Source organism: Pirellulales bacterium (assembly GCA_019694455.1).
Classification (GTDB): domain Bacteria; phylum Planctomycetota; class Planctomycetia; order Pirellulales; family JAEUIK01; genus JAIBBY01.
Genome location: JAIBBY010000010.1, coordinates 68,034 through 93,486, shown reverse-complemented (window position 1 = coordinate 93,486; position 25,453 = coordinate 68,034). Strand labels below are relative to the sequence as shown.

At 63.3% G+C, this 25,453-nt stretch carries 20 protein-coding genes; 3 read left to right on the top strand and 17 right to left on the bottom strand.

What is annotated here, in order from left to right:
- Positions 1–47: 47 nt before the first annotated feature.
- The 4 genes from K1X71_06355 to K1X71_06340 form a co-directional block, all read right to left on the bottom strand.
- Positions 48–2,870: a protein kinase gene (locus tag K1X71_06355; protein ID MBX7072753.1), complete on the bottom strand. Its 2,823-nt coding sequence runs from the start codon at positions 2,868–2,870 to the stop codon at positions 48–50.
- 229 nt (positions 2,871–3,099) lie between these two features.
- Entirely contained in the window at positions 3,100–6,180 is a 3,081-nt protein-coding gene (locus tag K1X71_06350; GenBank protein ID MBX7072752.1) for a HEAT repeat domain-containing protein, read from the bottom strand.
- Positions 6,181–6,300: 120 nt separating this feature from the next.
- The gene (locus K1X71_06345) at positions 6,301–6,651 is read right to left on the bottom strand and encodes a hypothetical protein (GenBank protein ID MBX7072751.1); all 351 of its coding nucleotides are present in this window, start codon (positions 6,649–6,651) and stop codon (positions 6,301–6,303) included.
- 55 nt (positions 6,652–6,706) lie between these two features.
- Complete coding sequence (locus K1X71_06340) at positions 6,707–7,093, bottom strand: hypothetical protein (GenBank protein ID MBX7072750.1); 387 nt, start codon at positions 7,091–7,093, stop codon at positions 6,707–6,709.
- A 460-nt stretch (positions 7,094–7,553) separates the two neighbouring features.
- On the opposite strand from K1X71_06340, the gene K1X71_06335 reads away from it, so the two are divergent.
- Entirely contained in the window at positions 7,554–7,817 is a 264-nt protein-coding gene (locus tag K1X71_06335; protein ID MBX7072749.1) for a hypothetical protein, read from the top strand.
- 354 nt (positions 7,818–8,171) lie between these two features.
- Here K1X71_06335 and K1X71_06330 read toward each other — a convergent pair whose 3' ends face one another.
- Positions 8,172–9,242 (bottom strand): Mrp/NBP35 family ATP-binding protein, encoded by a 1,071-nt coding sequence (locus K1X71_06330; GenBank protein ID MBX7072748.1) that lies wholly within the window; start codon positions 9,240–9,242, stop codon positions 8,172–8,174.
- Between the two features lie 253 nt (positions 9,243–9,495).
- Between K1X71_06330 and K1X71_06325 the strand changes: the two genes are divergently transcribed.
- Positions 9,496–10,755, top strand: coding sequence for a glycosyltransferase (locus K1X71_06325; protein MBX7072747.1), 1,260 nt, complete (start codon positions 9,496–9,498; stop codon positions 10,753–10,755).
- Here the strand turns inward: K1X71_06325 and K1X71_06320 are convergent.
- Positions 10,752–11,981 carry an aminotransferase class I/II-fold pyridoxal phosphate-dependent enzyme gene (locus tag K1X71_06320; GenBank protein MBX7072746.1) on the bottom strand — a complete coding sequence of 410 codons (1,230 nt, stop codon included), beginning with the start codon at positions 11,979–11,981 and terminating at the stop codon, positions 10,752–10,754. The genes K1X71_06325 and K1X71_06320 overlap by 4 nt on opposite strands.
- A 208-nt stretch (positions 11,982–12,189) precedes the next feature.
- On the opposite strand from K1X71_06320, the gene purM reads away from it, so the two are divergent.
- Complete coding sequence (gene purM / locus K1X71_06315; protein MBX7072745.1) at positions 12,190–13,233, top strand: phosphoribosylformylglycinamidine cyclo-ligase; 1,044 nt, start codon at positions 12,190–12,192, stop codon at positions 13,231–13,233.
- A 21-nt stretch (positions 13,234–13,254) separates the two neighbouring features.
- Here the strand turns inward: purM and K1X71_06310 are convergent, their stop codons facing one another.
- The 11 genes from K1X71_06310 to K1X71_06260 form a co-directional block, all read right to left on the bottom strand.
- Positions 13,255–15,855 carry a thioredoxin family protein gene (locus K1X71_06310; GenBank protein ID MBX7072744.1) on the bottom strand — a complete coding sequence of 867 codons (2,601 nt, stop codon included), beginning with the start codon at positions 15,853–15,855 and terminating at the stop codon, positions 13,255–13,257.
- A 409-nt stretch (positions 15,856–16,264) separates the two neighbouring features.
- A complete protein-coding gene (locus K1X71_06305) occupies positions 16,265–16,621 on the bottom strand; it encodes an RNA-binding protein (GenBank protein ID MBX7072743.1) in 357 nt (118 codons plus the stop codon).
- A gap of 339 nt (positions 16,622–16,960) precedes the next feature.
- Positions 16,961–17,419, bottom strand: coding sequence for a hypothetical protein (locus tag K1X71_06300; GenBank protein ID MBX7072742.1), 459 nt, complete (start codon positions 17,417–17,419; stop codon positions 16,961–16,963).
- Positions 17,416–18,420, bottom strand: coding sequence for a DUF1559 domain-containing protein (locus tag K1X71_06295; protein MBX7072741.1), 1,005 nt, complete (start codon positions 18,418–18,420; stop codon positions 17,416–17,418). Before K1X71_06295 ends, K1X71_06300 begins: the two co-directional genes overlap by 4 nt.
- A 148-nt stretch (positions 18,421–18,568) precedes the next feature.
- A complete protein-coding gene (locus tag K1X71_06290) occupies positions 18,569–19,084 on the bottom strand; it encodes a PepSY domain-containing protein (protein ID MBX7072740.1) in 516 nt (171 codons plus the stop codon).
- 226 nt (positions 19,085–19,310) lie between these two features.
- Positions 19,311–19,547, bottom strand: coding sequence for a hypothetical protein (locus K1X71_06285; GenBank protein MBX7072739.1), 237 nt, complete (start codon positions 19,545–19,547; stop codon positions 19,311–19,313).
- Positions 19,548–19,648: 101 nt separating this feature from the next.
- Complete coding sequence (locus K1X71_06280) at positions 19,649–20,515, bottom strand: hypothetical protein (protein MBX7072738.1); 867 nt, start codon at positions 20,513–20,515, stop codon at positions 19,649–19,651.
- Between the two features lie 70 nt (positions 20,516–20,585).
- Positions 20,586–21,713: a hypothetical protein gene (locus K1X71_06275; protein ID MBX7072737.1), complete on the bottom strand. Its 1,128-nt coding sequence runs from the start codon at positions 21,711–21,713 to the stop codon at positions 20,586–20,588.
- 1 nt (position 21,714) lies between these two features.
- Positions 21,715–23,007 carry a right-handed parallel beta-helix repeat-containing protein gene (locus K1X71_06270; GenBank protein MBX7072736.1) on the bottom strand — a complete coding sequence of 431 codons (1,293 nt, stop codon included), beginning with the start codon at positions 23,005–23,007 and terminating at the stop codon, positions 21,715–21,717.
- 178 nt (positions 23,008–23,185) lie between these two features.
- Positions 23,186–24,004, bottom strand: a complete 819-nt coding sequence (locus K1X71_06265; GenBank protein MBX7072735.1) for an SDR family oxidoreductase — start codon at positions 24,002–24,004, stop codon at positions 23,186–23,188.
- Positions 24,005–24,047: 43 nt separating this feature from the next.
- Positions 24,048–25,328, bottom strand: coding sequence for a Gfo/Idh/MocA family oxidoreductase (locus tag K1X71_06260; protein ID MBX7072734.1), 1,281 nt, complete (start codon positions 25,326–25,328; stop codon positions 24,048–24,050).
- Between the last annotated feature and the right edge of the window lie 125 nt (positions 25,329–25,453).

Here is a 25,453-nt window from a genome sequence, read left to right as displayed (position 1 = left end):
AGCGGTGTCAAAGAGTTCGGACTCGACGCACGCTCGCGCCAGGTTCCCTACCGCGGCGCCGCGCTCGACCGAAAGCCAGTCGCCGGCGCGCTCTTGGCGGGCAGTTCGGGCAGCAGGCCGGCGCTAAAGCCAGCGTCGCGGCCATCGGTCGCTCCGCGCACGGCGCTGTTGCCGCTCGCTGCGTCGTCGAGCGCGTAGTCGGCCACAACAGCCTGATGCACCGGGAATTTGGCATCCGGCAACTGCTTCCACACCACGCGACCCCAACTGCGTTCGCCGCGCCAAAAACTGAACCACGGAAGTTCCACTTTCGGCGGGTCGCCGGCGCCACGAATCTCCCAGAAGTGATGAAACCCGTCGTAAAAGTTGTGGTCGCTGTCCCACACCAGTCGCCGCTTGAGTTCGACGATCGGCTCGATCCCCTCCTGCGTGATCAAAGTGGCCATAGGCCGTCCGAGCAAGATGCTGTTGGCGCATTTGATCTCGGTGCGCAGTTGATACGGCGCGTCGATTGTGGCCGCCACGCGGCACAAGCCGCGGCGAATATCGGCCGTCACATGCGCCAAGTCGAGTGTGAGTTGGTCTCCCGCCGTGGGAAGCGAACGCGCGCCGCTGGAATCGAGCAAGCGCTCGGTGGTGGCGAGCAAACCATTGGTCCAGGTGAATTGGCAGGCTTGCGCGTCGCGATGCGCAAGCAAGGTGGCCTCGCCCCGCGCGACGCAGTCGCGAAGCTGAATCGACAGCGAGCGGGCCAGTTCGGCGTCGGCGCCCATCAGCGACCCGCTCCCTGGCGCCGCGCTCACCGTGATGAACGCGACGCGGTCATGGAGCGGTTGGCCATCGTCGGCCGCGTTCAAGATGGTCAAAGAGCAGCGCTCCAGTTGCAGTGATTCCGCCTGCTGAACTTCAAACAGCGTCCACGACTCCGCGGCCACGTCGGCCGTCAGATCGAGTTCGACGGGCAGGTTGATCAATGTCAGCCGCCCCCCGGTCAACGAGATCATGCCCCGCGCGTACTTTTGCGGATCGGATTGTCGCGGCTGAAAGACGAGCACCGGCCGAAAACCGGCGGCCGGGCGAATCGTCACCCGCGAGTTGCGCAGATCGAGCGGCCGTTCGACCAGCCGGCCATCGAAGCGCAGTTCCACCACGTCGTGTGGTCCGGCCGCGGCGCAAGCGGCTTGCAGTGTGGGAAAGACATTCGCTCCGGCGCCTTCCGGTTCGACGATTAGCGCGCTGGTCGATGGCTTCTCGCCGTCCGCCGCGGCGGGCGCCACAATCTGCCCCGAATTCGACGCATCAACCCCTCCCGACAGCTGGTTGGCGGGATCAACCACGCTCACGCCCGCCGCCGTTTGAGGTGCGCTAGAGACACCGGCGGCAAGTCGTGGCGCGCCGGCGCCTTCGCTCCCTTGGCGCAACCGCGCCGCCAGTGAGTTCGGCGGGCCCGAAATCGAAGGCGCCAATCCTTCCTCGACTAGCGGCGGTGTCACGGGCCGAACTGGTGCTTCGACAGCCGGCGCCGGCTGCGTGCGGGGCGTGGCGACCTTGGTCTGGGGCGCGTCGCGTTTCGCATCGCTGGGGACCACGGTCTGAGGACGCGCCGCGGGCAACTCGCTCGGCGGCAGCCGCAAGGCCATTTCATCAGTGCGCCAATTTGCCAACTGCAGCATGCCGACAATCAGCGCCAGCACCAAGATCGGTATCGCCCACACCAGGTGCCGTTCCCAGCCAGCCGGCCGATCGAACACCGGCGAGCCAGAAATCATCGTCGTCGCCGATGGCTTGAGTCCTAGTTGATCGCACAAAACCAGCAGATCGCCGACCAGCTCTTCAGGCGTTTGATGCCGTTGTCGCGGCTCTTTGGCCATCATTTTGCGCAGCAAACGGACGACCGCCGGCTGTACGTTCGGGTTCAGCGATTGCGGATCGGGTGGTTCGTCTCCCTGATGCTGCAACAACTTTTGCAGCACCGTCCCTTCGGGAAACGGCGGCTGGCCCGTGAGCATGAAGAACAGCGTGCAGCCCAGCGAATAGATGTCGCTGCGCGTGTCGGCGCTACGCGGATCGCGGGCCTGTTCGGGCGAGATGTAGTCGAAAGTCCCGAGCGTGACGCCGGTGGCCGTCAGATCCTCGCTCGAACGGTCGATCTGGTGCAGCCGCGCCAGCCCCATATCGACCAATTTGGCGCGCCCCTCCTGCGTGATGATCAAGTTCGAGGGTTTGATGTCGCGGTGGACCACGTCGCGGCCGCTGGCATGGGCCAGCGCATCGGCCACCTGCAAGGTGAAATTGAGCGCGTCCGACACCGACAGCACGCCGCGCTCCACCACCAAATCGCGCAGGTTGCGCCCTTCGATGAACTCGTAGGCGATGAAGTGCAGTCCCTTGTCCTCGCCCACGTAATACACGCGCGCGATATGATCGTGATCGAGTCGCGCCGCCGATTGCGCCTCGTTGCGAAAGCGCCGTACGACTTCCTGATCGCCAGCCTGCTCGCGCGGCAGCACTTTGACCGCCACAATCCGGTTCAGCCGGTCGTCGAGCGCGCGGAACACCGCCCCCATCCCGCCCCCGCCAACAAACTCTTGCAACTCAAAATGCTCCAGCCGCTCCCCGACAAGCCATTGGCCCAAGTCGGCGGGGCGCAGAATCTCGCGGGGGGGCCCCCCCAAAGGCGGCCGGGAAGAGATTTGTGTCGGCTGCTCGCCCACTGGCCAGCCGACCGGTGGGGTGACGATCTCGGCTGGCTCCCCGCCAAATTGTCCCTCAATTTCCGCCGACCATCCGCCGTGGGTTGTGTCGACTCGCGCGGAGTCAGCCTCCGTGCGTGGCGAATCGGGGGAGTGTCGCGACTGCGAGTCGCTCATCAGGACTCCTCGATTCCTTCCTTGGATCGACTACGGGTGGCGCGGGGGCAAAACGGCAGCGAACTGCGCCAATTGGGGCGCCGGTTCGGGTCTTTTCTGGCTTTCTGCCGAACGAATGTTCGGGGACGAAGAGATTGTGAAAATTATAACTAGGAACGCCGCCGCCGGCAACGAATTGCCGCGGCTTTCCTATTCTACCCCCGCCAGGCTAAAACGCGCCAATCGATCGCTATTTTAGCGATTCCAAAAACGCCACCAGATCGCTCCGCTGCGCAGGGGTCATCGTCTTAAGCAACCCCTCCGGCATGATCGACTGCGTGGCCGGCGACATTTCTTCTATCTCCGCTCGCGGCAGGCGAACTTCTGATCGATCGGCCAGCCGTAGCCAGATTGCCTCGGGCGATTCTCGACGCAAGACACCGGTGAACACCTGCCCATCCGCCGTCGCCACCGCGTAACTTTCAAAGCCACGTGCAAACGACGCGCTCGGCAATGTCACCGCTTCCAGCAGATCGCGGCGCGTGCGTATGGATGCAATCTTGCTGAGGTCGGGGCCGATGTTGCTTCCTTCCCCCGCCACGGAGTGACACGCGCTGCAAGCAGCCTGCGCGCCAAAGAATATTTGCCGGCCACGCTCCGCACTGCCGGGCGCCAGTTCCGCCAGGGCCGCGTTGAGACGCGCCTGACTCTCAGCGGGCGAGGTCGCGCTGGTCGCCACCAATCGCTGGGCCGCTTGTTGAACTTCGGCCGGATACTCGCGCAGCGCCTCTTCCAAACGCCTGGCGCCAAGGCTCGGCAGGCCAGGCGCATGGGCCAGTGCCGCCACAAGCTGGTCTCCCAGTTGCGGCACAGGCCGCTTGGCGAACGCGCGCAGCGCCGCCGGCAGTTCCAGCGCCCCCAGATGTTCGATCTTGGCGACCAACTGGGCAAGTTGCCTGGCGTCTAGCTCCGCGGCGCCAAGCGCCTCGGCCGCTTGCAACCGGGTGAGCGGGGGAGAAGTATCGGCCAGCGCGTCCATCAAGGTGGCAAACGCGCTCGGCGCCAGCGCTGGCTTGTCGCGCGCGAGCGCCGCCGCGGCAGCCAATCGCGTGTCCGCCGGAGCGGCCTGTCGATCGACTACGGCTTGCAACTCACCATGGAATAGCTCCGGGTGCGGCGCCGCCGCGGCCAGCGCCAGCGACTGCTGCTCTTCGTCGCCATCCGCCAGTCGCTGCGCCAGAGGTTTGCGCCACACTTCAGGCAGGCGCTCCAGATCGCTCCGCGCGATCGCCTCGAGCAACACGCGCTGCGACCACCGCGGCAAATCGGCCGACAGCCAACCGGCGATGGCCTTCTGCAGTTCTGACTCGCGCAAGAAACCCAACAGCGCGCCGCGCGCCGTGGCCTGCCGCGAATCGCTCGCCTCTTGTTCCGTCAGCCATTGGCCAATACGCCCATCGATGCCTTCCGCCAATTGCGGACGGCGTTTAAGGATTTCGAGCGCCGCTCGCTCCAGGTCGGCATCGCTCGTGTCCAGCGCCGCCATCACCGCATCGCTCGATAGGTTGCCCGCCTCCATCTGGTCCAGCGCCACCAGCGCCGTGCGGCGAACTTGAGCATCGGAATCGGCCAGCCCGGCCGCGGTCGCCGCCGGGTCGTTCAGTTCGATCAAGGCGTAAACGATGGCGTGGTCGAGGGCGCGATCCACCTGGCGCCGCGCCGCTTCGAGCAGCGCCGGCGCCGCCCGACGGTCGCCGATCCGCCCCAGCGCAGTGGCCGCTTCGCGCCGCACTGGAGGTTCGTCCGCCTGCACCAACTCCAATAGCCGATCCACCGCCCCCGCGTCACGGGTGGTGCTCACGCTGGCCACGGCCGTCAGACGCGCCGCAGGGTCGGGATCGGCCAAGGCCACGCGCACTGCCGCGCACGCGGCCGGAGAATTGATGCGCGTTAGCGCCCAGATCGCATGCCGGCGCACAGCCAGGCTGGAACTGGGGTCGAGCGCTGTCGCTAGCGCCCCCACCGCCTCGTCGCCGCGCGCGGCGACCGCCGCAATCGCTCGGCCAGCGACCGGCGGACGCGGATCGTCCAACAGTTCCACCAGGCGCGAAATCGAAATCACTGGCCAGTCGATCAGCAGTCCACGCGGGTCGTCGTGATGGACGGTCTCGTTGCGGCGGATACGATAGATCGTTCCCAGAATTTCAGGCTTGGCGATCTGCGACGTGGGGCATCCGTTACGAAACCAGCCTCCCGTGTCAATCACAAGCAGGCTACCGTCGGCGTCTTGCAACACATCGGTCGGATGGCAATCTGGGCTGGGATGCGTCCAAAACTCTTCGGCAACGGCGCGATACGTGGCGCCTTCGCGCGCCAGCGTAATGCGCATCACCTTGTGCGTGTTGAATTCGGTTTGAAAGACATTACCGCGATAGGCATCGCCCCATTGGTTGCCGCGATAGCGAGTCATGCCAGAAACGGCGACATGACCCAGATCGAGCACTGGCGGCAGCAGGTCGCCGCTGCGACGAAACTCGGCGATCATCGCCTCCTGGTCGCGGCGCGGATAAACGCCGCCGTACAGCCAATGCACCAGGCAGTCTCCCCGCTTCTCATAAAACAAGTTGACGCTACCGAGCATCTCACCCTCGGCCGAGAAGTCGACCTCGACCGGATTGTCCATTCCGCCGCCGCAATGCGACTCGATATCGGAGCCATCGAGCCGGCAAGAAAAGATGCGGGCCGCCTTCCCTTGGCTGCGCACTTGCCCCTGTTCGTCGACGAACTCATGACCGTGTCGGCCGTCGCACCAGTACAAACGTCCGTTCGGGCCCAGGAAGCATCCATGAATATCGGCCGCGTTGCCCACAAAGCCGAACTTGCCGACAATCGCCTCGCGCCGGTCGGCCACGCCGTCGTCGTCGGTGTCTTCCAGTCGCCAGATATGGGGCGGGCTGGCCACATACAACGCGCCCTGATGCCATAAAGCTCCAGAGGGGAAGGTCATTTGATCGGCGAAGATGGTCGTGTGGTCGAACTTGCCGTCGCCGTCGGTGTCTTCGAGACGGCGGATGTAATTCGGCTTTTGCGTCAAAAGTTCGGCCGCGTCCAGATTCAGCCCCGCGCTTTCCGCCACGTAGAGCCGGCCGCGGTCGTCGAAACCCGCCATCAACGGATGCTGAACCAGCGGCGACGCCGCGGCAATCTCCACCGTAAAGCCATCCGGCACTGTGATGCCTGTCGTACCCTGGCCGAAGAGCGGCAGCCGCCCTCCGCCCAGCAAGAGCGTTACAGTCAAAACGATCCATTGGCAGCGTCGCACGGCGAACATCGGTCGGCTCCTCTTTAGGCAAGGCAGGAACAGACCGAGAATAGCCGCACGTGCCGGCGCGGGCAAATCACCCGCGCCGGCGCGTACCCTCACACCAGTGGGCAATATACAGCCAGTCGACTACGAAAATCGGCTGGCGATCGGCTCGGGCAGGTACTCCGCCAGGGCATCGAGCACTTTCTGCCGCACGCGTTCGGCCTTGTGTCGTCTCAAATAGCGCTCGCGAGTCGGCGCCGCGATCGATATGGCGTTGCCGATCAAAATCCCCAGGCCCAGTCCGACGCCAAACACAATCAAAGCAGAACTGGCCGGATGGCGCGTCACCAGATCTTCGGCGCTGTGATAGCCATGCTCGAAGTACGAGCGAGCTTGATCGGTGGCGCGGTGCATGGCGCCTGCGGCCTTTTCCTGCGCGCGGCCGGCGCCTTGGTTTCCATAGCGACTGGCGACATAAGATTCGTGACTCGACATGATTTTTTCTCCAGGCAAGGAAAAATGACACAGCTTTAATGCGACCCGGGTTGGGTCAGCGCTCGGTGCTGAGCAGGCTGATCCCCAAGCCAGCAATTAACCCCGCGCCAAACAGCGCCGCGAGCGAAGTGGCGGGGCGTTGTTCGACGAAGCGGCGCGTGTTGTCGTAGGTCTGACGCCCCATCTCGCCCGCACGCTCCGTCGCATGGCGCGCGAATTCGCCGAAGCGCGAAGTCCCGTCGGCGCCCTGCTCGACGAGATGGTTCAAGAAGTTCTCGATGGTCTCGCGCGAGTCGCCGGTCTTGCGCTGAATCATGCCCACCAGTTGATCCACGTTGCCACCAAAGGCCAGCACGTCGTCCTGATTGAGTTGCCCCCAATGCTTGCGCAATTGGCCTTGGATTTCGTTCCAACTCCCACGTAATTGTTGTTCGTTCACCATGACCAAAGGCTCCTGACAAAAGAGGTGATCGGGCGAGGCGTCGCCCGAAATTGGACAGCGATTTCATGCGTTTTTCAGCCCAAATCCAGGCTGAAACTCGCAACCGTGCATGCGGCGTGCCAGACGCGTGAGAAGCCACCCGCGACCGACAATCCAGCGCCATCCATCCGTCGCCTGGGCGAAACTCGTTCAGCATGAATGCCCGCTGCGCAGCGTCGCGCGGCAGTAAGCGCGCCGACGGTATTCCGTCCGCGGCGCGTCTCAACCATCGCTCGCGTCATGCGCAAGCGGACACGACGCATGCGCCGCGCTACCGACCGACACGGCGTGGCTTCTTGCTCGCGCGATAGCAATCAAAACTTGTCGCGCGCAGCGCAGCGCGAAACAAAAATCAGCATGCGCGCAATGTCGCAGCGCCGCGCGCTGTACGAGCGCAGCGAAGTAGCGCACAGCGACAACGATGAAAAAAATCATAGCGCGCGACACCGTCGCGCAGCGCGCAACATCGATTCGCGCTGAGAATCGTGCGCAAAGGGCCAAGGCCGCGCGGAAAAAATGCGCAAAAAATTTTCGCTGGCGCGGGAAATTTCTGTTGCAGAATTTTGGAGAATGCGTACAAATATTGTCCATAGTTCCCCAGCGCCTGGCACGCAAGACAGAAATCAGACGACCAACGCACCACAACAAGCCGCAGTCGTCCGACCAAATCAAGCGTGTCACCTGAAGGAGTGGTTAATGGTGGGACTCGCTCGTGGTCCTCAAATGTTTTGAGGCGCTGAGACGGATCTCGCCGAGTTTTTTAGGAGACTGAACGTGGCGAAGAAGAAGAAGAAGGCTGCTGCCCCGAAGAAGAAGGCCGCCGCCCCCAAGAAGAAGGCCGCGAAGAAGAAGACCGCGAAGAAGAAGAAGTAACTTCGATTCGCGTTGCTGACCGCGTCAGATTGGTGGCCGAACGCGGTTGGCGACAGCGATCCTTAGCGATTGCGGTCGTTTGTCACAACGAGAAAGAGCCGTCTCTGGATGAACCCGAGACGGCTCTAATTTTTTCCCCCTCGCGCCCCGCTGGGCCGCGAATCCACTACAAAACCGGCAGACTCGGCATCGGCGGGGCCGCCGCCCGCGACGCGCAAATCCCCCGCACCAGCCGCTGGCAAATCCCCTCCAGAAACGGGGCCGACGCCGGGTCGTCAAAGCTCGCCCCCACCCGACCCTCGTCGCCGTTCACGCGCATCTGGATATTGATCGGCACCTCGCCCAAAAACGGTATCTGCAACTCCGCGGCCCGCCGCTTGGCGCCTCCGCTGCCGAAAATCTCGTAGCGCTTGCCGCAATCGGGGCAGGCGAAGTAGCTCATGTTCTCCACCATGCCAAGCACTGGGATGTTCACCTTGCCGAACATGGTGATCGCCTTCATCGCGTCCAACAGCGCCACGTCTTGCGGCGTGCAGACCACCACTGCTCCCGTCAGCGGCAACAACTGCGACAAGGTGAGCGCGATGTCTCCCGTGCCCGGCGGCATGTCGATAATCAAATAATCGAGCGCGCCCCATTCGGTGTCGCGCAAAAATTGCGTGATCGCGCCATGCAACATGGGGCCGCGCCAGACCACCGCCTCGTTGGCCGGAACCAGAAACCCCATCGACATGACCTTCAGCCCATCGACCTCGATGGGCTGAATGCGCTTGTCGATCAGCGCCGGGCGCTCGTTGCGGCCCACCAGGTGCGGGATGCTGGGGCCATAGACGTCAGCGTCCATCAACCCTACCGCGCAGCCAGCGCGGCGCAGCCCATAGGCGATGCTCGCGGCGATGGTGCTCTTGCCCACGCCCCCCTTGCCAGAGCCAACCGCGACCACGCACTTGGCGGGCAGGCCCACCTCGCCCAATCGTTGCGGCGGACGTTCGTGCGCTTCGATCTCGATGTCGATGCGTTGAACTGCCGGAAACTTCGCCCGCAGCAGCTCCTCGACGCGGGCCCGCGTTTCCTTCCACAGCGGCGCCGAAAGCGTCGTCAGCCCCAGCCGCAGTTCAATCGCGTCGGCCGAAACGTTGAGCGCATTGACCTGGTCCATTTGCGTCAGGCTGCGCCCGCTTTCGGGATCGGGAAATTCGGACAACGCGGCGCGAACCTGCTCGGCGGAAATGCTCATAAGACTCTCGATGGAAGGGACAGATAGCGGCGGTGGCGGCGGACACAAACGGCCGCGCAATGTGATGGTCGCGTTCGTGGGGTGTGGCGTCGATCGCCCCCAGCAGTTGGTCGCGACGAAGGGTTCATGGTACGCCTCTCCCCCTCATTTCGACAAGGAGCCGCGCGATTCTGGCGCTCCTGTTTTGCGGCGCGGCGCCGTCACGGTTAACATCGGCCCAGCGAATCGAGCGCCGAAAACCGGATTCCGACCTATGCGCGTCCTGATCGTCTCCGCCGGCAGCCTGGGAGACACCCTCCCCGCCTTGGCCTGGGCCAAGGAGCTGCGCGCGCGCGGACACGAGGCAGTGATCCAGGGAAGCGGCTATTACCGCGGTCTGTTCGATGAGGCGGGCATCGAATTCGAGCCAATGTGGGACGCCGAGCAGCATCAAGAGATCGTCCGCGGCATCCAGCATTGGCCGCATGGCGAGGCCGCCGACGCCTGGATGAACGCGCTGCCCCAGACCATCGAGCGGGCTTACGACTTCGTGCTGCGCCGCTACAAACCAGGCGAGACTCTCGTGGTGGCGCAGTTCTACATGTTTGGCGCGCGCATCGCCAACGAGCATCTCGGCGCGCCGCTGGTCACCATGCACCTGCAACCGATGGTGCTGCGCAGCGTGTACGATCCCGTCGGCCTGCCGCGCTGGACACCACGCTGGACGCTGCGCGTAATCGACCGCGCCATCGACCTGGTGGTCGATCGCGCCGCCGGACCCATCATCAACAATTTCCGCGCGCGGTTTGGGCTGCCGCCGCAGCGGCGAGTGCTAAAGGGGTGGTGTCATTCGCCGCAACTGGGCATTGGCTTTTTTCCAGATTGGTTTTCGCCCCCCCAGCCCGATTGGCCTCCCAATACGCAACTGGTCGGCTTTCCCATTCCCGAATTCGACTCGGCCCGGTACGACCCGGCGCCGGTTGAAAAGTTCTTGGCCGCCGGCGATCCACCGCTGGTGTTCACCACCTCCTCGGTGGCGCGCGGACCAGAAGCGTACTTCGACGTGGCGGTCGAAGCGGCCAGGCGGTTGGGGCGCCGGGCGATTCTTCTGAGCACGCAAACCGATCGGCAAGCGACCGACCTGCCGCCGCACGTGCGCCAGTTTCCCTTTGTGCCGCTGAAGAGCCTGCTGCCACGCTCCGCCGCGCATGTGCATCACGCAGGCAGCGGCAGCATCGCGCAGAGCCTGCTGGCGGGAGTGCCGCAACTGACCGCCCCGCACGGTTTCGATCAGCACGATTTGAGCCGTCGGCTCGAACGGCTTGGCGTGTCGGCGCACTTGCGGGCCGGCGAATTCACCATCGAGCGCGTGACCAGCGAACTGGCCCGCCTGCTCGCCTCCCCCGCCGTGGCCGAGCGCTGCCAGTACTACGCCAACCGGCAACGCGAGTCGAATCCGATCGAGACAGCCAGCGAGCTCCTGGAATCGTTCTTCGCAACGACCCAGCGCGCGCCTTCCGCCGCCGCTCGCTAGTGCGGCGCCAAAACGGCCGCGGCCTCCGCCAGGCGCTCGCCAATCGCGGCGGCCTGTTCCCCAATGAACCGCAGCAGTCGGCAAATTGCTTCGATTTGCGCGGCGTCGACTCCCGTGCCGGTGGGCAGCGTCAATGTGCTGCCGCAAAGCCGCTCGGTATTGGGAAACTGACTCGGATCGGCCTGCGCCACGTACGGCTGGGCGCGATGCACGCCCGGATAAAAGTAGCGCCGCGCATGCACGTTCTCACTCGCCAATAGCCGCCAAAGCTGATCGCGATCGAGTCCAAACCGCCGCGCGTCCACGTCGAGCACCACATACTGATAGTTGCGGGCCTCCTGATCGCAGTACTCCATGAGCGTTAGACCGGCGATATCGCGTAGCCCCGCTCGGTACGCGTGGTAGTTCGACTGGTTGACCGCCACGAACTCCTCAAAACATTCCAGGTTGGTCAATCCCATGGCGGCGGCCGCTTCGCACAGCTTGCCGTTGGTGCCGATATCGACCACCTCGTCGGCCTCGTTGAAGCCAAAGTCGCGCATCTGCCTGGCGCGCTCGGCCAGTTCGTCGTCATCGGTGGCGATGGCGCCTCCTTCGAACGAATTGAGAAACTTGGTCGCGTGAAAGCTGAACACCTCCGCCAGGCCGTTTCCGCCAATCGGCCGACCGCGATACGAACAACCAAAGGCGTGCGCCGCGTCGAACAACAACCGCAGACCATGCCGCCGCGCCAATCGCGACAACTCGTCGACATGGCACGGCTCGCCCCAGGTATGCACCGCCAGTATCGCCGTGGTGTCGGGCGCGATCGCCGCCGCAACTCGGTCGGGATCGAGGTGATAGGTTCCTGGCGCCACGTCGCAAAGAATCGGGCGCAGGCCCATCCAAGATGCCGCGTGCGCCGTGGCCACGAACGTGAACGCCGGCACAATCACCGAGCCGGTGACGCCGGCCGCGCGCAGCGCGATCTGCAATCCCACCGTCGCGTTGCAAACGGCCACGACGTGCCGGGTTTCAACCTGGTCGGCAATGCGCCGCTCAAACTCTTGCGTCAGCTCGCCATGATTGGTGAGCCAGCGCCGCTGGAGCACGTCTTGCATGCGGCCAAAAAATTGTCGCGGATCGCCCAGATTGGGTCGGCCAACGCATACCGGTTGGGCAAATGCCGGCGGCCCGCCCAATAGCGCGAGGTGATCGATGTCGGTCTTGGCTGGCGACTGCGCCATCAGGCGGCCCGCTGTTCCCTCAATAGCGCCGCGAGAACCCGGCGCTGCGCTGTCTTACGCAGCTTGCCAGTGTACTACCCGATAGGGGGGTGGTTCAAAGCAATTCTCAGGCGCGCTGGAGTCCGGTCATGCCCCGGCACGGGCGTTTGACAGCTCGCGCCCATAATTCCTAAAATCTGGCCTTTCACGGATTTATGCACGGCGGCGCATGGCCAAAGTCACCTACAAGGATTCGGGCGTCGATCTCGATGTCTATCGCGAGTCGATGTCGCGCCTGCCAAGGCTGCTGCGCCGCACCCATTCCCCCCGCGTCTTGCCGCTCGAAGGGGGATTTGCCGGGCTGTTCCAACTCGATTTCGAAAGCCCGCTCTTCGCCCGCCGCTATGTCGACCCCGTGCTCGTCTCCTGCACCGATGGCGTCGGCACCAAACTCAAGGTGGCCGCGCTGTGCGGCGTGCATAACACGGTCGGCGTCGATCTGGTGGCGATGAGCGTGAACGACGCCTTGTGCTGTGGCGCCGAGCCGCTGTTCTTTCTCGACTACGTGGCCATGTCGCACGACGACCCCGCGCTGCTCGAACAGATTGTCGAGGGAATCACGGCCGGTTGTTTGGAAAGCGATTGCGCCCTGCTCGGCGGCGAAACGGCGATCATGCCCGACATCTACACCCGCGGCGATTACGATCTGGCCGGTTTCTGCGTCGGCGTGGTGGAGCGTCGCCGCTTGATCGATGGCAGCCAAATCGCGCCCGAAGATGTGGTGATCGGCGTGGCGTCGAGCGGATTGCACTCCAACGGCTTCAGCCTGGTGCGCAAGATCGTCTTCGAAGTCGCCGGGCTCCAAGCGAGCGACACGGTGGACGAACTGGGCACAACCGTCGGTGAGGCGCTGCTACGGCCCACGCGCATCTATAGTCGCGCCCTGCGCGCCATCCTTTCGCACTATCGCGTCAAGAGCGTGGTGCATGGCGTCGCCCATATCACCGGCGGCGGACTCCGCGAAAATCTCGAACGCATCTTCCCCGCCGGCGTGCAATTGCAAATCGATGCCAATAGCTGGCAGGCGCCCCCCATCTTCAACTGGCTTCAGCGACTGGGCGAAGTGCCAGACGACGAGATGGCCCGGGTGTTCAACATGGGTATCGGCCTGGCGCTAGTCGTTAGCCCCTTCTATGCCGACAGCATTCGCAGCCAACTTGCCGACCTGGGGCTGGAAAGCTGGCTCATTGGCCGAGCGACCAGCAAGAATTAGCAAGCCGACCCGAAACGGAGCCTACTTGGCGACCGACATCGCCGTTGGCGCAGCAGCCACTGTGCTCATATCCTTCGATGGGCCAGCCTGAGCCAGCGCGTCGAGATACTTGCCGCGCGCTTGTGGTCCGCGCAGCACGATCGGCCGCTTCCAATCGCCCGCCGGAAAGATCGCCACCACCGGTATCTGCTCGCTTTTGAGCTTTTCGAGCATGCGGCCCGTTTCTGGATACTCATCGATCCATTGCGCTTGCAGCGTGGCGACATTGTTCTTCTTGAGCAACTCGCGCATTGGTTTGGTGTCGAGCACGGCGCTCTCCAGCACCTGGCACGTCAGGCACCAGGGGGCGGTGAAGTCGACCAGAATGGTTTGGCCTGCCTGCGCCAACTCGTGAAAGCTCGCCAAATCGAATGGTCGCCAGTCGATGTGCCCCGCGTCGCTCGCTGCGACGGTTGTCATCGGCGTGGTCAACCGCTTGGCGAATTGGGCGTCAAACGATTGCGTCAGCCGCGCGTCCATCTCGCGCTGCAGATAGGTGAATGCGAATACGCCCACCACGCTGGCCAGCGCGATTCCTTGTCCCCAGGCCAGCCACTTCACGCGACTGCTGGTGCTCCATTGCTTGCGGCCAATCCACCAGCAGGCGGCCCATACGCCAAAGAGCAGCGCGATGGTCGGCACCACGCTGGCAAACGGCACGAGCGTCAGCAGGTAGACCAGCGTGGCCAACAGCACAAAGCCCATCGCCTGCTTGAAGGTTTCCATCCACGCGCCCGGCTTGGGAAGCCAGCGCACCAGTTGCGGAAACGCGCCAATCAGAAGATAGGGGCTCGCCATCCCTACTCCCACGCTGGCGAAAACCGCATACACCAGCGCGGAGCTGTTTTGCGAGGCGGCCCAAAAAAGCGCCGTGGAAAGAAATGGCCCCGTGCAGGGGGTGGCCAGCACCGTGGTGATCGCCCCTTTGCAAAACGCGCCGGTCGCCCCCTCCCGACTTGCCAACTGATGCGAGGTATGCCCACCGATAAAACCCGGAATCGGGATCTCCCACAAGCCGAGAAAGCTCAAGCTCATCGCAAACACCACCGTGGCCAGCACAATGTTGAACCACGGTCGCGAGAACATCTCTCCCCAGCCCATACCGGCGAATGCCGCCAGGGTGGCCAGCACCATGAACACCGAGATCAGTCCCAGCGAGTACCAGATGTTGAGGGCCAGGATGCGGCCCCGGCTCTGTCCGCTCTGCTCGACAAACGACAAGACCTTGAGTCCGATCACCGGCAGCACGCAGGGCATCAGGTTCAGCAGCAACCCGCCGAGAAAACCAAAGATCATCACCAGCGGCAGCGACATCCGGCTCAACTCGTCGTCGTCGGCAATCTCGAACACCACGCCCGCCAAGGGATCGGCCGCCGCCAAGCTCGCGGCGGGTAATGGCGCTGCCGCGACCACTCCCTTATCCGGCGCTTGCTCGGGCGCGCGGGCGAGTTGGCTCGCCTCCTTGTACTTGGCCGGCGAGAACGCCACCGGCAGCGCGCTGGCTGTCCCCGCGCTGGCATCCTTGGCAACTGTCACCGCCGCCTCAAAGCGAGCGGCGGTGGGACGATCGCATCCGCCGTCAAAGCAGCTTTGGTAGCCGATGACCCCCGCCAGCGTCTGTTGGCCCGGCGCGGCGTCGCGCGGCACGGCCAGTTCGATCGTCCAACTTACGGGTTTGTCGTAATACCGCTGCAGTTCTTCCTTGTCGCCACTGACTAGCTTCTTTTCCGTAGGCGCGGCGCTAGCGACCGGTTCACTGGCGGTCCAGCCCCCCGTTTGCGTCAGTTGGATCAAGGTTGGCTTGTACGCCCCCTTGCCGCTGTCCGCCGCCTCCAAGGCGTAAACATGGTACGGCGACTGCGGCTCGGCCGTGATCGTCAACCGCACCGTACCGCCGGGCATCGCCAGCGCCGGGTAGACTTCTCCGCGCAGCATGGTGTGCGTGCCCGGTTGGAGCAACTCGCCCAGCGCGGCCCCCTCGTTCGTTGCGGGCTTGTCGGCTGGTTTCTCGCGTTCGCTCTCCAAAGGCCCCACCGGGTCGGCCTCTGGCGGCAGCTTCACCCCTTCGCCCAGCTTGGCCACGAATTTATGTTTCTTTGGAGGCAGGCACCCTTGCTCGTTGCAGGCCTGCGCGGTGACGCTCCCTTCGATCGCAAAGGTCTTCAGATCAACATCCGGCGCGAACTGGACCGGCGCGTACCAAGTGACCTGTCCCTCGTGCGTCTCTATCGGCAGGTCCTTCCAAACCTCCTCGGTCTTGACATGCGGCTTGGGCCAAACTCTGGTGGCGCCCACGATCGAAAATTGCTTGGAGTAGATCGGCGCCACCCGCGTTGGCACGGGTCCGCCCTTCTGCTGGGTGATGGAATAAATATCCCAACCCTTGGCGATCTTGGCGGTCACGTAGAGCGCGCCAAAACCGTCCGCGCCCGGCGCCGTGAATTGCGCCGAGACTTCCAGGACTTCCTCGGCTGGTCCACCGGCGGCCAGCGAGCTTGCATCGGTGAACACGCCTTGCGCGTGGATCGCAGTAGGCAGAAAGAACATCGCCAAGGCAGCGACCCGTGCTATGCCGCGAGACATCATTGCATTCCGTTCTTTAAGACGCCCGACTCGTGTGGGGCAACAGCGCCCATCTGGCGACTCGTCCCTGTCCATTTCCAGCAACGCGGCGCTTGGCCGACACCCAAGTGGCTGCGCCAACGATTTGCTCGGCGCCGTCCGTCGAGCGCCGTCTGTGCGAGTGGCTGCTGTTCGTCGGAAACTCCGTCTGGGGCTTCATTTTACTAATCGGCGATTTCCAGGGTCAAACGCCAGCGCGCAGCGCCCCCGTGCCTGCCAATACGAAACACGGCACACAATGGTTCAGGCCAGCGAGACATTGAGACCCAATTCATGCGATCAAAAAGCGGCTAAGTTGGTGGCATTAAAAAGGAAAAGGCCACACGCCGAAACGTATGGCCTTTTCTTGGAATGCTGAACTTGCAGTGCTTTAGTAGCGCGAACGGCCGCCGCGGCCACCGCCGCCGCCGCCGCCACCACCATAACCACCGCCGCCGCCTCCACGTCCACCACGGAAACCACCGCCACCACCACGATCCTCGCGGGGTTTGGCTTCGTTCACCGTCAGCGGGCGACCATCATGGGATTGACCATTCAATCCTGAGATCGCGGACTGCGCCTCCTCATCAGATCCCATCTCGACAAAACCGAACCCCTTGCTGCGGCCGGTCTCGCGGTCCTCGATAACCTGAGCGCTCTGCACATTTCCATACTGTGCGAAAAGCGTTTGCAGGTCCGAGCTGCTGACACCGTAGCTGAGGTTCCCAACGTACAACTTCTTGCCCACCTGGACTTCTCCTATAGGGGCTTTTGCTGACCCGCAAGGGATAAACTTTCCCGGGTCAAGGAGGAAAGGGGCCGCGAACAAGCCGGCCCTACTGTTCAGAGGAGGGGGGACTGAGGCGTTGAACAAGATCGAACTTGAGACCGTCTCAAACAAACCCGACCACGAACCACGGGGAAGTATATCGTCGCCAGCGAACAGGACACAATGGCAAGCTGGCATTATGAGCTACTTTTATTCAGGCAAATCAGGCGGGCTAGGCAAACATCCCCCGCAGCCGGCTGGATTCTCCCGCCAGCGGATCAACCCCGCCATCCAGAAAGCGACGTAGTTCGCCGCCTGCTACGGGGCCGCTAGGCGGTCTACCCGCCAGGCCCCCCCCTCGTTCGCCACCAATATCCGCACCGAATGTTCGCCCCCTGCCGCTCGGTACAGAAACTCGGTCCTGGGCGCATCGCCAATCGCCACTGTCTGCACCGACCCAAACAGCAACGGTTGCCGAAGATAAGGCCGCGCTTGGACATACCGCGCAAATGACTCGCGCCCCTCGGCGCTCTTGAATTCCGCCGTGGTCGCTTGCCACGCCTCAGCCGCCTTGCCGCCGCGAATTTGCTCCAGGAACACGTCGCAAACCGCTTGCCCCGCCGCCATGCTCGGCTGCGACGGTCCGCGCCGCCACACCGTCCATAAGATCACCGCCAATAGCGCCGCCAATGCCACCAGTCCCACCAATAGCGCTTTGCCCGCCCGCCGCGCTGGCCGCAGCCGTGTCCGTTCGAAATGGCAAACGCGCGGCGTCATTCAGGTAGGCTCGCGGCTTCTCGACCGGCGCGGGTGCCTAGGGCGCGCCACACCCGCGCGTCGATGGTGTCTGGGATGCTCCGCGCCGATCCATCGAGCAACAGCACATTCACGATCCCCGGATGATAACTGCGCGCGGTGACGGCCGCATACGTCGGCGCAGTGGCCGATTCGCCGTCGCGCATCGATGTGAAGTCGATGCTGTACGTGATGCCCGAGTCGGTGTACGGCACATCCAAATTGGGCGTGAAGGTGGTGGTGAAGCCGCTCTCGTGTACGTCCCCTTCCACCCATTCGGTATGTCCATTGGAGTCGAACGTCCCGCCGTAGTAGGCGCTCAACTCATTCGGCGAGCTCGGCGCCGCCACTCCCAACGTGGCCGGTTGATTCGTGTCCCAAAGATTGGGTTGATAGGCCTTCACCTCGGCGGCGGCCAACGTGTTCGACAGTCCGTCGGTCATGTCCGCGGGACGATACGCGTGGTTGGGCGCGAACGCGCCGTCTCCCACGGCCCCGGTCTTGGGATCGTAGATGAACCACGTTCCCTCGTTAAAGCCGTAGTTCAGCGGATAGTGAACCAGCGTCGGCGTGTGGCGCTCGCGATCGTTGATTTCGCTCGGACACAGGTAGATCGGCACCCGCGTGCGCGCCGCCACCGCGTTCTCGGTGAATTCATTGCTGGCGCCAAAATCAATCAGGTTGGCCAGACTGGCTTGCTCCAAATATGGCAGCAGCCGCGCGTGGCCAGACCACGGCTCAAATGTCTGCCCCACCGGCACCACCGTGACGGGCGGAAATCGAGAAATGGCCGACAAGTAATTGTGCAGCGCCAGCCCAATTTGCTTGAGGTTGTTCTGGCACTGCATCCGCCTCGCCGACTCGCGCGCGGCTTGCACCGCCGGCAACAAGAGCGCGATCAAGATGCCAATGATGCCGATGACCACCAGTAGCTCCACTAACGTGAAGCCACGCGCGTTGCGAGGCGCCGTTCGCTGCGTCATGGGACGTGCGCTCCACTTGCTGTTGTTCGGCCGGCGCGCGGCCTTGCCCGCGGCAATCGCCGCGGGCAAGCACAGTGCGAACCTGACGCCGGAGTTGGTCATCCCCCAGCGGTCATTGTAGCGGGGCGTCCCCTGGCCGTCGCAATACTTACTCAAAAGCAAGCAGATCGTCGGACAGGTCGTCCTCGTCCAGGTTGCGAATCTTGCCGTCGGCCGTCATCACGAACTCAACCTCTTTGTTGGACGTAACCAGCTCGATCTCGTAGTCGGTGGCCACCGACTTGCCGTCTCGATAGCGCGTTTGCTTCTCGATGACGTGCAGCTTGGCATCAGGATAGGCCGCCTGGATCATCTCGCGCGCCGTAGCCGGCAGATCATCGACGCCGATATGACGCTCGACCTCGTGCAGCGTGCCGTTGGGCCACACCTTGACTTCCACCAGTTGGCCTTGGTCGACGAGATGGACCTCGTAATACACCACCCCATCATCCTCGTCGCGGCACGCCCGGCGCAGCTCTCCCTGGGGCCAATGCTGCTTCACGGTCCCGGCGACGGCTGGCGGCAGATCGCCCACCGGCATCGCCGCGTCGTCGGCCAACAGTGGCGACAGGCCCGCCAAGGCCAGAATCGCGAACAGGCCGCTTCGATTCTTGAAAGTTCCCATGACACAGACTCCTTGCTTCGTTTCCAGTGAACAGGCACATGAAACACTGAAGGAAGCCTATACCCACAACCTAAAACCACCGTGAAGCGAAGATAAGAAATGATTTATCGACCGGCCGCGCTAGCACGCCAAGCAGCGCCAGCCGTGCAGTGCCTGTCGGCTGGCATCGCGGCAAGGACATGCGCCCAGCGAATGGCGGCAAGCGATGTGGCCTACTGAATGGCCGTCAGCGCCGATTCCGATACTTGCTCCAAGCTTGCGCCGCCCCCCGCGCGCAACTGATGGCGATCACCAGCGCGATCGGCGATGCCGTCAACATCAGAAAATACACCAACGAAGCGCCAGACCCCATCTGCTGCGACTCGCGCAACATGCCCCCCAGCGCCGCCAACAAGATGCCCGCCAGCACCATCACGGCCAACAGCGTGGCGAGCGAAAATTGAAATCGAAACGGCAATCGCATGCCGCCGATCATACCGCGCCGCCCGAGATGCGTGCGGCCAGCGCGGCGACAGATCACTGCGCAAACCACGCCGACTAAGCAATATCGCCGGCCGGTATTGCTCAACCCAAGAACTGGACGCGCTGCACCATTTCGGCGTGTGTTAGCCGCTGCGCCACAGGCAGAATCAGATACGTCGCCTTGTCCGAACAACAATCCAAAATCACTTGTCGGTCGTTGGGCGCCTGAAAGCCGGCCGGACACGGGTCGTGTCCATTCACCATTAAGTCGGCATCGACCAGTTTGGCGAAGGCGTCGGCGTTTTCGGGCCGATAGTCGCGCCCCCACACCAGTTGAAAAACGTCGCCGTGCTCTTGGTAGTCCAGCGCGTCGAGCTCGCGCTCGAAGATCCCCCGGTCGAAACCGTGACGGTCCACCTCCTCCGGAAGGCTGTGCGAAATAAACACGCGGTTCTCCAGTCGCACCGCCAGCGGACAGGTGCGGATGAAGTTGAGATACGCGCCGCGCACCGTGTCGGTCGCCGGCCCATAAATCTCTTGCATGCCCAACCGAAACATCAGGTTGAGCATCTTCTTCGACTTGAGTATGGGATAGTCCGTCAGCTCGGCCAACTCGTGATTGCTGAGCAAAAAGTGGACGCGCTCCGGATAGCGGGTCTTCAGCCGCGCCACATCCTCCAACATGGCGTGCGACATGCAGCCGCCATTGGAAGGATACGTGGGGCCGCCGTGGCACACCTCCTGCAAGATGAGATGCCGCCGCGGATGCTCGTCGAGCGCGGCGATGCGCTTGATGAGGTTGAAGTTGCGCCGATGGCCGTGCAGATCGGCGGTGATCATCACGTCGTCCGCCGTCTCGCCCGACAGGAGCACCACGTTCCCCACGCGATCGGCGGTCGTCAGGTTGGCCTCGGAGGCGCGCCGATAGTTGGCGATCACCTCTTCGATGTAATCCAGCGTCGCGACCATCGGGTCTGCTTTTCCTGGCTGCGCTGAAATCCGATTTGCGATAAGCCGCTAACCTGCCCATTCGACGAGGCTACTGCGCCCCCGAGGTCGCCGCCGGCGCCTCCAGACTGGCCACCCACTCGCGGATGAGCGCCAATCCCTCTTGATGCACCAATCGCCGGCCGATCTCGGGCATCATGACTTCAGGATGGTCCGACCCAATCCGAAACACAAGCACCGACTCGTCCGGTTTGCCGGGCACAATATCGTAACGCAGCCCGCCCGATCCGCGACCCGCCGCCACTGGCGGCTTAAACACGCCAAACTCAAAGGGCCGCTCCGTGCTGGCCATCAGGTTCAGTCCCGAGTTGCGGGCATTTCCCCCGGGATTATGGCAATGCGCGCAGTTGATTTCCAGCCAGGCGCGGGCCCGATCGTTAAGCGAACCACTCGATGGGTCGTTCCACACCGCCATGCGCGGAGCGGCGGCGGGGTCAGCCGGGGCGCCTTCCAAGGCGCCAATACGCGTCCAATGCGTCAGTTGATTCTCGGTATACGGCTGGTCGCGATCGTGGTACACCAAATCGCGATTCATGTGTCGCGCCTTGGGGCCAATTGGCAGCATGGTGTCACGCTCCGCCTTGTGACACCCTTTGCACTGGTTGGCGTTGGGAATCAGATAGTCAATCGCTCGCTCGTTGCCGTCGGTGTGAATCCACTTGACCGGCTTGACGGCGCCCACCACCTCGAGCCGCGCTTCGGTCTGTTCGTCGTTCCAGACGTACGGCAGCCCCACCCAGCCATCGGCGCGGTGCAACAAGATGCGCGTCTCCATCAGGCGCTCCCCCTGGGTGGGATCACGCATGTCGTGCGGGTACGCGAATGTCTTGGCAATGATCGTGCCGACCGGAAAATCGAGCGCGCGGTCCGCGTTGTATTGGGCCTTGCCCCCCGCCGGCAGCTTTACAAAGCGGTACTTGGTGGCGTAGTCGGAGAACAGCGGCGTGTTGATGTCGTACGGAATCACCCCGGGCGCTGGCTGTTGCGAACGACCATCGCCCACAAAGATCCCCAGCGCCGTCAGCGACTCTGGCGGCTCGGCGTCCGACGCGGGATCAAAGCCGCTCGTTGAACGGCCGCAACCGGCGGCCGCCAATAGAGAAAAGAAAAGCAGCCCGAGAAGCCAAGCCTCCCGAGCTGCTTGTGTCCGACGCGGCATCTTATTCCACTCCGGCGATCTTGACCGCGGGCAGGCGGACCGGCTCTCCGGCAAAGGCCGCCAGGTCGGTCGAAACTTCGGGCTCCTCTCCCTTGAGCAGTCGGCCCAGGTCCAGATTGGCGAAGGTCACTTCGCCATTGTCGACCAGAATGATCTTCAGCTCTTCCGGCGCCTTGCCGTCCTTCAGCTTGGCTTCGTCCACAATGCCGTCGTAAACGATGTCCGGAAACTCCTTCAGCTCAGGCGCCTTGGCCTGTAGCAGCGGGGCCACCAGTTCGCCAAATGCGCCACCCGGCTTGTCGCCGCCCCCCTTAATACGGTTGTTGTGCACTGAGATGCCTTCCGGATACGGATCGTATTTGGGATCGTCGAACTTGTTCTGCGTGACGTAGTAGCTGCTGATCGAAACGTTGGCGGTGGCGTTGTCGTAAATGTCGTTGTCGAACAACTCCACATCATCGTTGGCCATGATGATCACGCCCGTTCCCGGCGGCACCGTGGCCACAATGTTGCCCGGCTTGGCGAAATTCTCGTGGTTATTGGCATACACCTGGTTTTTGAACGCCCGGCATTGCTTGCCGATTTTTTGCTCCAGCCCCGGCAACGAAAAGATCAATAGCCCGCCGGCGTTGTTAGTGGCGATGTTCTCATACACGTCGGCGCCAATGGTGTTCTCGATCTCGATGCCCGCCACGTTCTTCTCCGCGCGGTTGCGGCGCACAATCGCGTTCTTCGATTGTCCGACATACACGCCTGCGTCCGAGCAATCGGTGATGTGACATCCCTCGATCAAGATGTCTTCGCAGAGCACGGGGTATACGCCATAAGCGCCGTTGTCAGGATGCGGGCCGCGTGTCCACTCCACCTTCACGTTACGGAAAGTGATGCCCTTGCCGCCTTGCACCTTCACTCCATCTCCCTTGGTGTCTTGCACGGTGAGGTCCGAGATGGTGAAGTTGTCGGCCTTGACCAATATGCCTTCGGCGCCGGCGCCCGGCTGTTGATCTTTGAAGTTGAGCCGCGTCTTGTCCTGTCCCTTGCCGCGGATCGATACGCCATTCACGTCTTCCAGCGACAACGTTTGCGTAAAAGCAAAGTCCCCCTCGGCAAACTCGATCACGTCCCCTTCCTTGGCCTTGATCAACGCTTCTTGCGCTTCTTTCTGCGCGTTTTCGCCCGGCTGGATGACAATCACATTCTCTCTGCTCGCCGTGGCGGCGCCCTTCTCCTGCATGCATCCCACAAAGCCGGCGACGGCCAATACCGCCAACAAGCTGGTTGCCAAACGACGCATGGTGACTCCTTCAAAAAATTGGTTCGTATGCGAGGCGCAGGCGGCAACGGTCAAAGAATGCGTGACCGGCCGGCTCAAAGTAGTCAAGGCGATCCGAAGCGATTAATCGTACCGGCGTCAACCGCCGCAAGCAACGCACCCAAACGCTGCGATCCGCGCCCCAATCGCAATGGTCCAGCTAAGTCCCGCTGCCGGTCGTCTTACGCACCAACCAATCCCCCAGCCGAGCCGATGCTTGCGACGCCACAAACAGAATCCGCGCCTTCCGCGGCACGACCAACTCGATCTCCCGCCGCTGGCAGGCCAACAGCGTGCGCTCTGCCAGCCAGGCCGGATCGATCGCCCGCACCGCCACGCCCCCCCCCGGTCGGCGGGCGCTCTCGGGCAACCGGTCCATCACCTCCTTGCTGTATCGCCCCTCTCCGCCCCCCGCGATGGGGCCAGGGCATACCAGTAGCACATGCAATCCGTCGGCCGACATTTCCAGCCGAAGCTGCTGCGTATAGGCGCTCACCGCGAACTTCGCCGGCGGATACGCCCCTAGCCAGGCCGCCGCCGACTTGCCGGCCAAAGACCCGATGTTCACCAGATACCCACGCGACTTCAGCAGGTGTGGCGCCGCGGCGCGCGTCATCCGTACCACCGAAAGGAAGTTCAAGTCCCACGCCGCCTGAAACTCCTCGGGCGTCGTCTCCAACACCCGCCCCCGGGCCGAGCGTCCGGCGTTGTTGATCAATAGATCAAGTCCGCCAAACTCGCCGACAGCGCGCTCGACCAGCCGTTCGACCTGTTCCTGGCGGGTGACGTCGGTTGGCACGGCCAGCGCCTTGGCGCCTAACCGCTGCAGCTCATCGGCGACCCGCTCCAGCGCCTCAGCGCCCCGCGCGGCGATGACCACGCGCGCGCCGTGCCGCGCCAGCGCCTGGGCCAGCGCCAAGCCAAAGCCAGACGAGCCACCGGTGACCAGAGCCGTCTTGTCGCGCCAAAAATCAGCCATGTGCGGCGCGCCGCCGGTCGGTGTCGTGCGCGGGCTGTGTCACTTATCCCTCGATGGTGTACGGCGCCCGTTGCGGCCGCGACAACATCGAGTTGGCCTCGCTGTCGTCCACAAACTCTTCCTTGGCCGGGTCCCAATTGAGCTTGCGCCCCAGCCGCATCGAGATGTTCGCCAGGTGGCACGCGCTCACCGACCGGTGCTGACTCACCACGTCCGATACTGGCTGCTGCCGCGTGCGCACGCTGTTCACAAAGTCGGCCATGTGATCGTCGCTCGCGTGCAACTTCACCGCGCGATCGTCGGGCAGCGGGTTTGTGGCCAGTTCTTCGTACGGCTTGCCGGTGATCCGCCCGCGGTTCACATACACGCGGCTCTTGTCCCCTTCGAACAGCACGCCGTTGTCCCCGATATTGACATGCAGTTGCACGTCGTCGGGATACAGCATGTCGATGGTGAACTGGTTCGGCGTGTTGTAGCCGTTCTCGATATGCGGCAAGTTGGCCTTGCTTTCGATCGTCAGCGGGCCGCTGTTCTCCATGCCCATTCCCCAGTGCGCGATATCCATATGATGCGCCCCCCAGTCGGTCATGATGCCGCCTGAGTACTCATACCACCAACGAAACTGGTAATGGCAGCGCTCGGGGCAATACTCCACCAGCGGCGCCTGACCGAGCCACATGTCCCAATCCAATTGCGGCGGCGTCGGTTTGTTGGCGAACGGGCCACCGGCGGGCGAGTCGGGCAGCGTGACCGTCACCTTCTTCAGCTTGCCAATGCGGCCATTGCGGACCAGCTCGCAGGCCGTGCGAAACCGCTCGTCACTGCGCTGCTGCGTCCCCACCTGCAAGATCTTGCCCGTGTCCTTGACCGTGCGCACCAAAATCTTGCCTTCGTCGATGGTCAAGGTCAGCGGCTTTTCACAATACACGTCGCGCCCGCTGCGCAAGGCCGCCAGGCAGACGGCGGTGTGCCAATGGTCGGGCGTGCCGATGGTCACCGCGTCGATGTCTTTGCGATCGAGCAACTTGCGAAAGTCTTGATACACCTCGGCCTTGCCGCCAAACTTGGCCTTGGCCTCCTCGGCGCGTCCCAGGTCGACATCGCACACCGCCACAATGTCGCCAAACCGCCGCGACTGATCGGCGATCGACGACCCTTGCCCCCCCACGCCAATCGCTCCCAGCACCAGCCGGTCGTTCTTCGACTTCGGCTCCAAGGCGCGCGCCAATGGCGTGGTGAATCCTTGTGGCCCCAACAGGCCGGCGGCAAACAAACCAGCGCCGGTCTGAACGAAACGACGACGACTAACCGAAGATCGAGACATCGCAACTCTCGCAGCGGGTGATAAAGGCGGGAAGTTTGGCTGGGGCGGTCCGCGGATGAGACTATACAAATCCGCAGCCCGCGCGTCGCCAGTGTACTGCCCCGCCAAGCGGTTTTCCAATTTCT

Excerpts from the sequence above, each read along its gene's own strand:
- K1X71_06355 (MBX7072753.1), bottom strand. The coding sequence starts at position 2,870 with ATGAGCGACTCGCAGTCGCGACACTCCCCCGATTCGCCACGCACGGAG.
- K1X71_06350 (MBX7072752.1), bottom strand. The coding sequence starts at position 6,180 with ATGTTCGCCGTGCGACGCTGCCAATGGATCGTTTTGACTGTAACGCTC.
- K1X71_06345 (MBX7072751.1), bottom strand. The coding sequence starts at position 6,651 with ATGTCGAGTCACGAATCTTATGTCGCCAGTCGCTATGGAAACCAAGGC.
- K1X71_06340 (MBX7072750.1), bottom strand. The coding sequence starts at position 7,093 with ATGGTGAACGAACAACAATTACGTGGGAGTTGGAACGAAATCCAAGGC.
- K1X71_06335 (MBX7072749.1), top strand. The coding sequence starts at position 7,554 with ATGAAAAAAATCATAGCGCGCGACACCGTCGCGCAGCGCGCAACATCG.
- K1X71_06330 (MBX7072748.1), bottom strand. The coding sequence starts at position 9,242 with ATGAGCATTTCCGCCGAGCAGGTTCGCGCCGCGTTGTCCGAATTTCCC.
- K1X71_06325 (MBX7072747.1), top strand. The coding sequence starts at position 9,496 with ATGCGCGTCCTGATCGTCTCCGCCGGCAGCCTGGGAGACACCCTCCCC.
- K1X71_06320 (MBX7072746.1), bottom strand. The coding sequence starts at position 11,981 with ATGGCGCAGTCGCCAGCCAAGACCGACATCGATCACCTCGCGCTATTG.
- purM (MBX7072745.1), top strand. The coding sequence starts at position 12,190 with ATGGCCAAAGTCACCTACAAGGATTCGGGCGTCGATCTCGATGTCTAT.
- K1X71_06310 (MBX7072744.1), bottom strand. The coding sequence starts at position 15,855 with ATGTCTCGCGGCATAGCACGGGTCGCTGCCTTGGCGATGTTCTTTCTG.
- K1X71_06300 (MBX7072742.1), bottom strand. The coding sequence starts at position 17,419 with ATGACGCCGCGCGTTTGCCATTTCGAACGGACACGGCTGCGGCCAGCG.
- K1X71_06295 (MBX7072741.1), bottom strand. The coding sequence starts at position 18,420 with ATGACGCAGCGAACGGCGCCTCGCAACGCGCGTGGCTTCACGTTAGTG.
- K1X71_06290 (MBX7072740.1), bottom strand. The coding sequence starts at position 19,084 with ATGGGAACTTTCAAGAATCGAAGCGGCCTGTTCGCGATTCTGGCCTTG.
- K1X71_06285 (MBX7072739.1), bottom strand. The coding sequence starts at position 19,547 with ATGCGATTGCCGTTTCGATTTCAATTTTCGCTCGCCACGCTGTTGGCC.
- K1X71_06280 (MBX7072738.1), bottom strand. The coding sequence starts at position 20,515 with ATGGTCGCGACGCTGGATTACATCGAAGAGGTGATCGCCAACTATCGG.
- K1X71_06275 (MBX7072737.1), bottom strand. The coding sequence starts at position 21,713 with ATGCCGCGTCGGACACAAGCAGCTCGGGAGGCTTGGCTTCTCGGGCTG.
- K1X71_06270 (MBX7072736.1), bottom strand. The coding sequence starts at position 23,007 with ATGCGTCGTTTGGCAACCAGCTTGTTGGCGGTATTGGCCGTCGCCGGC.
- K1X71_06265 (MBX7072735.1), bottom strand. The coding sequence starts at position 24,004 with ATGGCTGATTTTTGGCGCGACAAGACGGCTCTGGTCACCGGTGGCTCG.
- K1X71_06260 (MBX7072734.1), bottom strand. The coding sequence starts at position 25,328 with ATGTCTCGATCTTCGGTTAGTCGTCGTCGTTTCGTTCAGACCGGCGCT.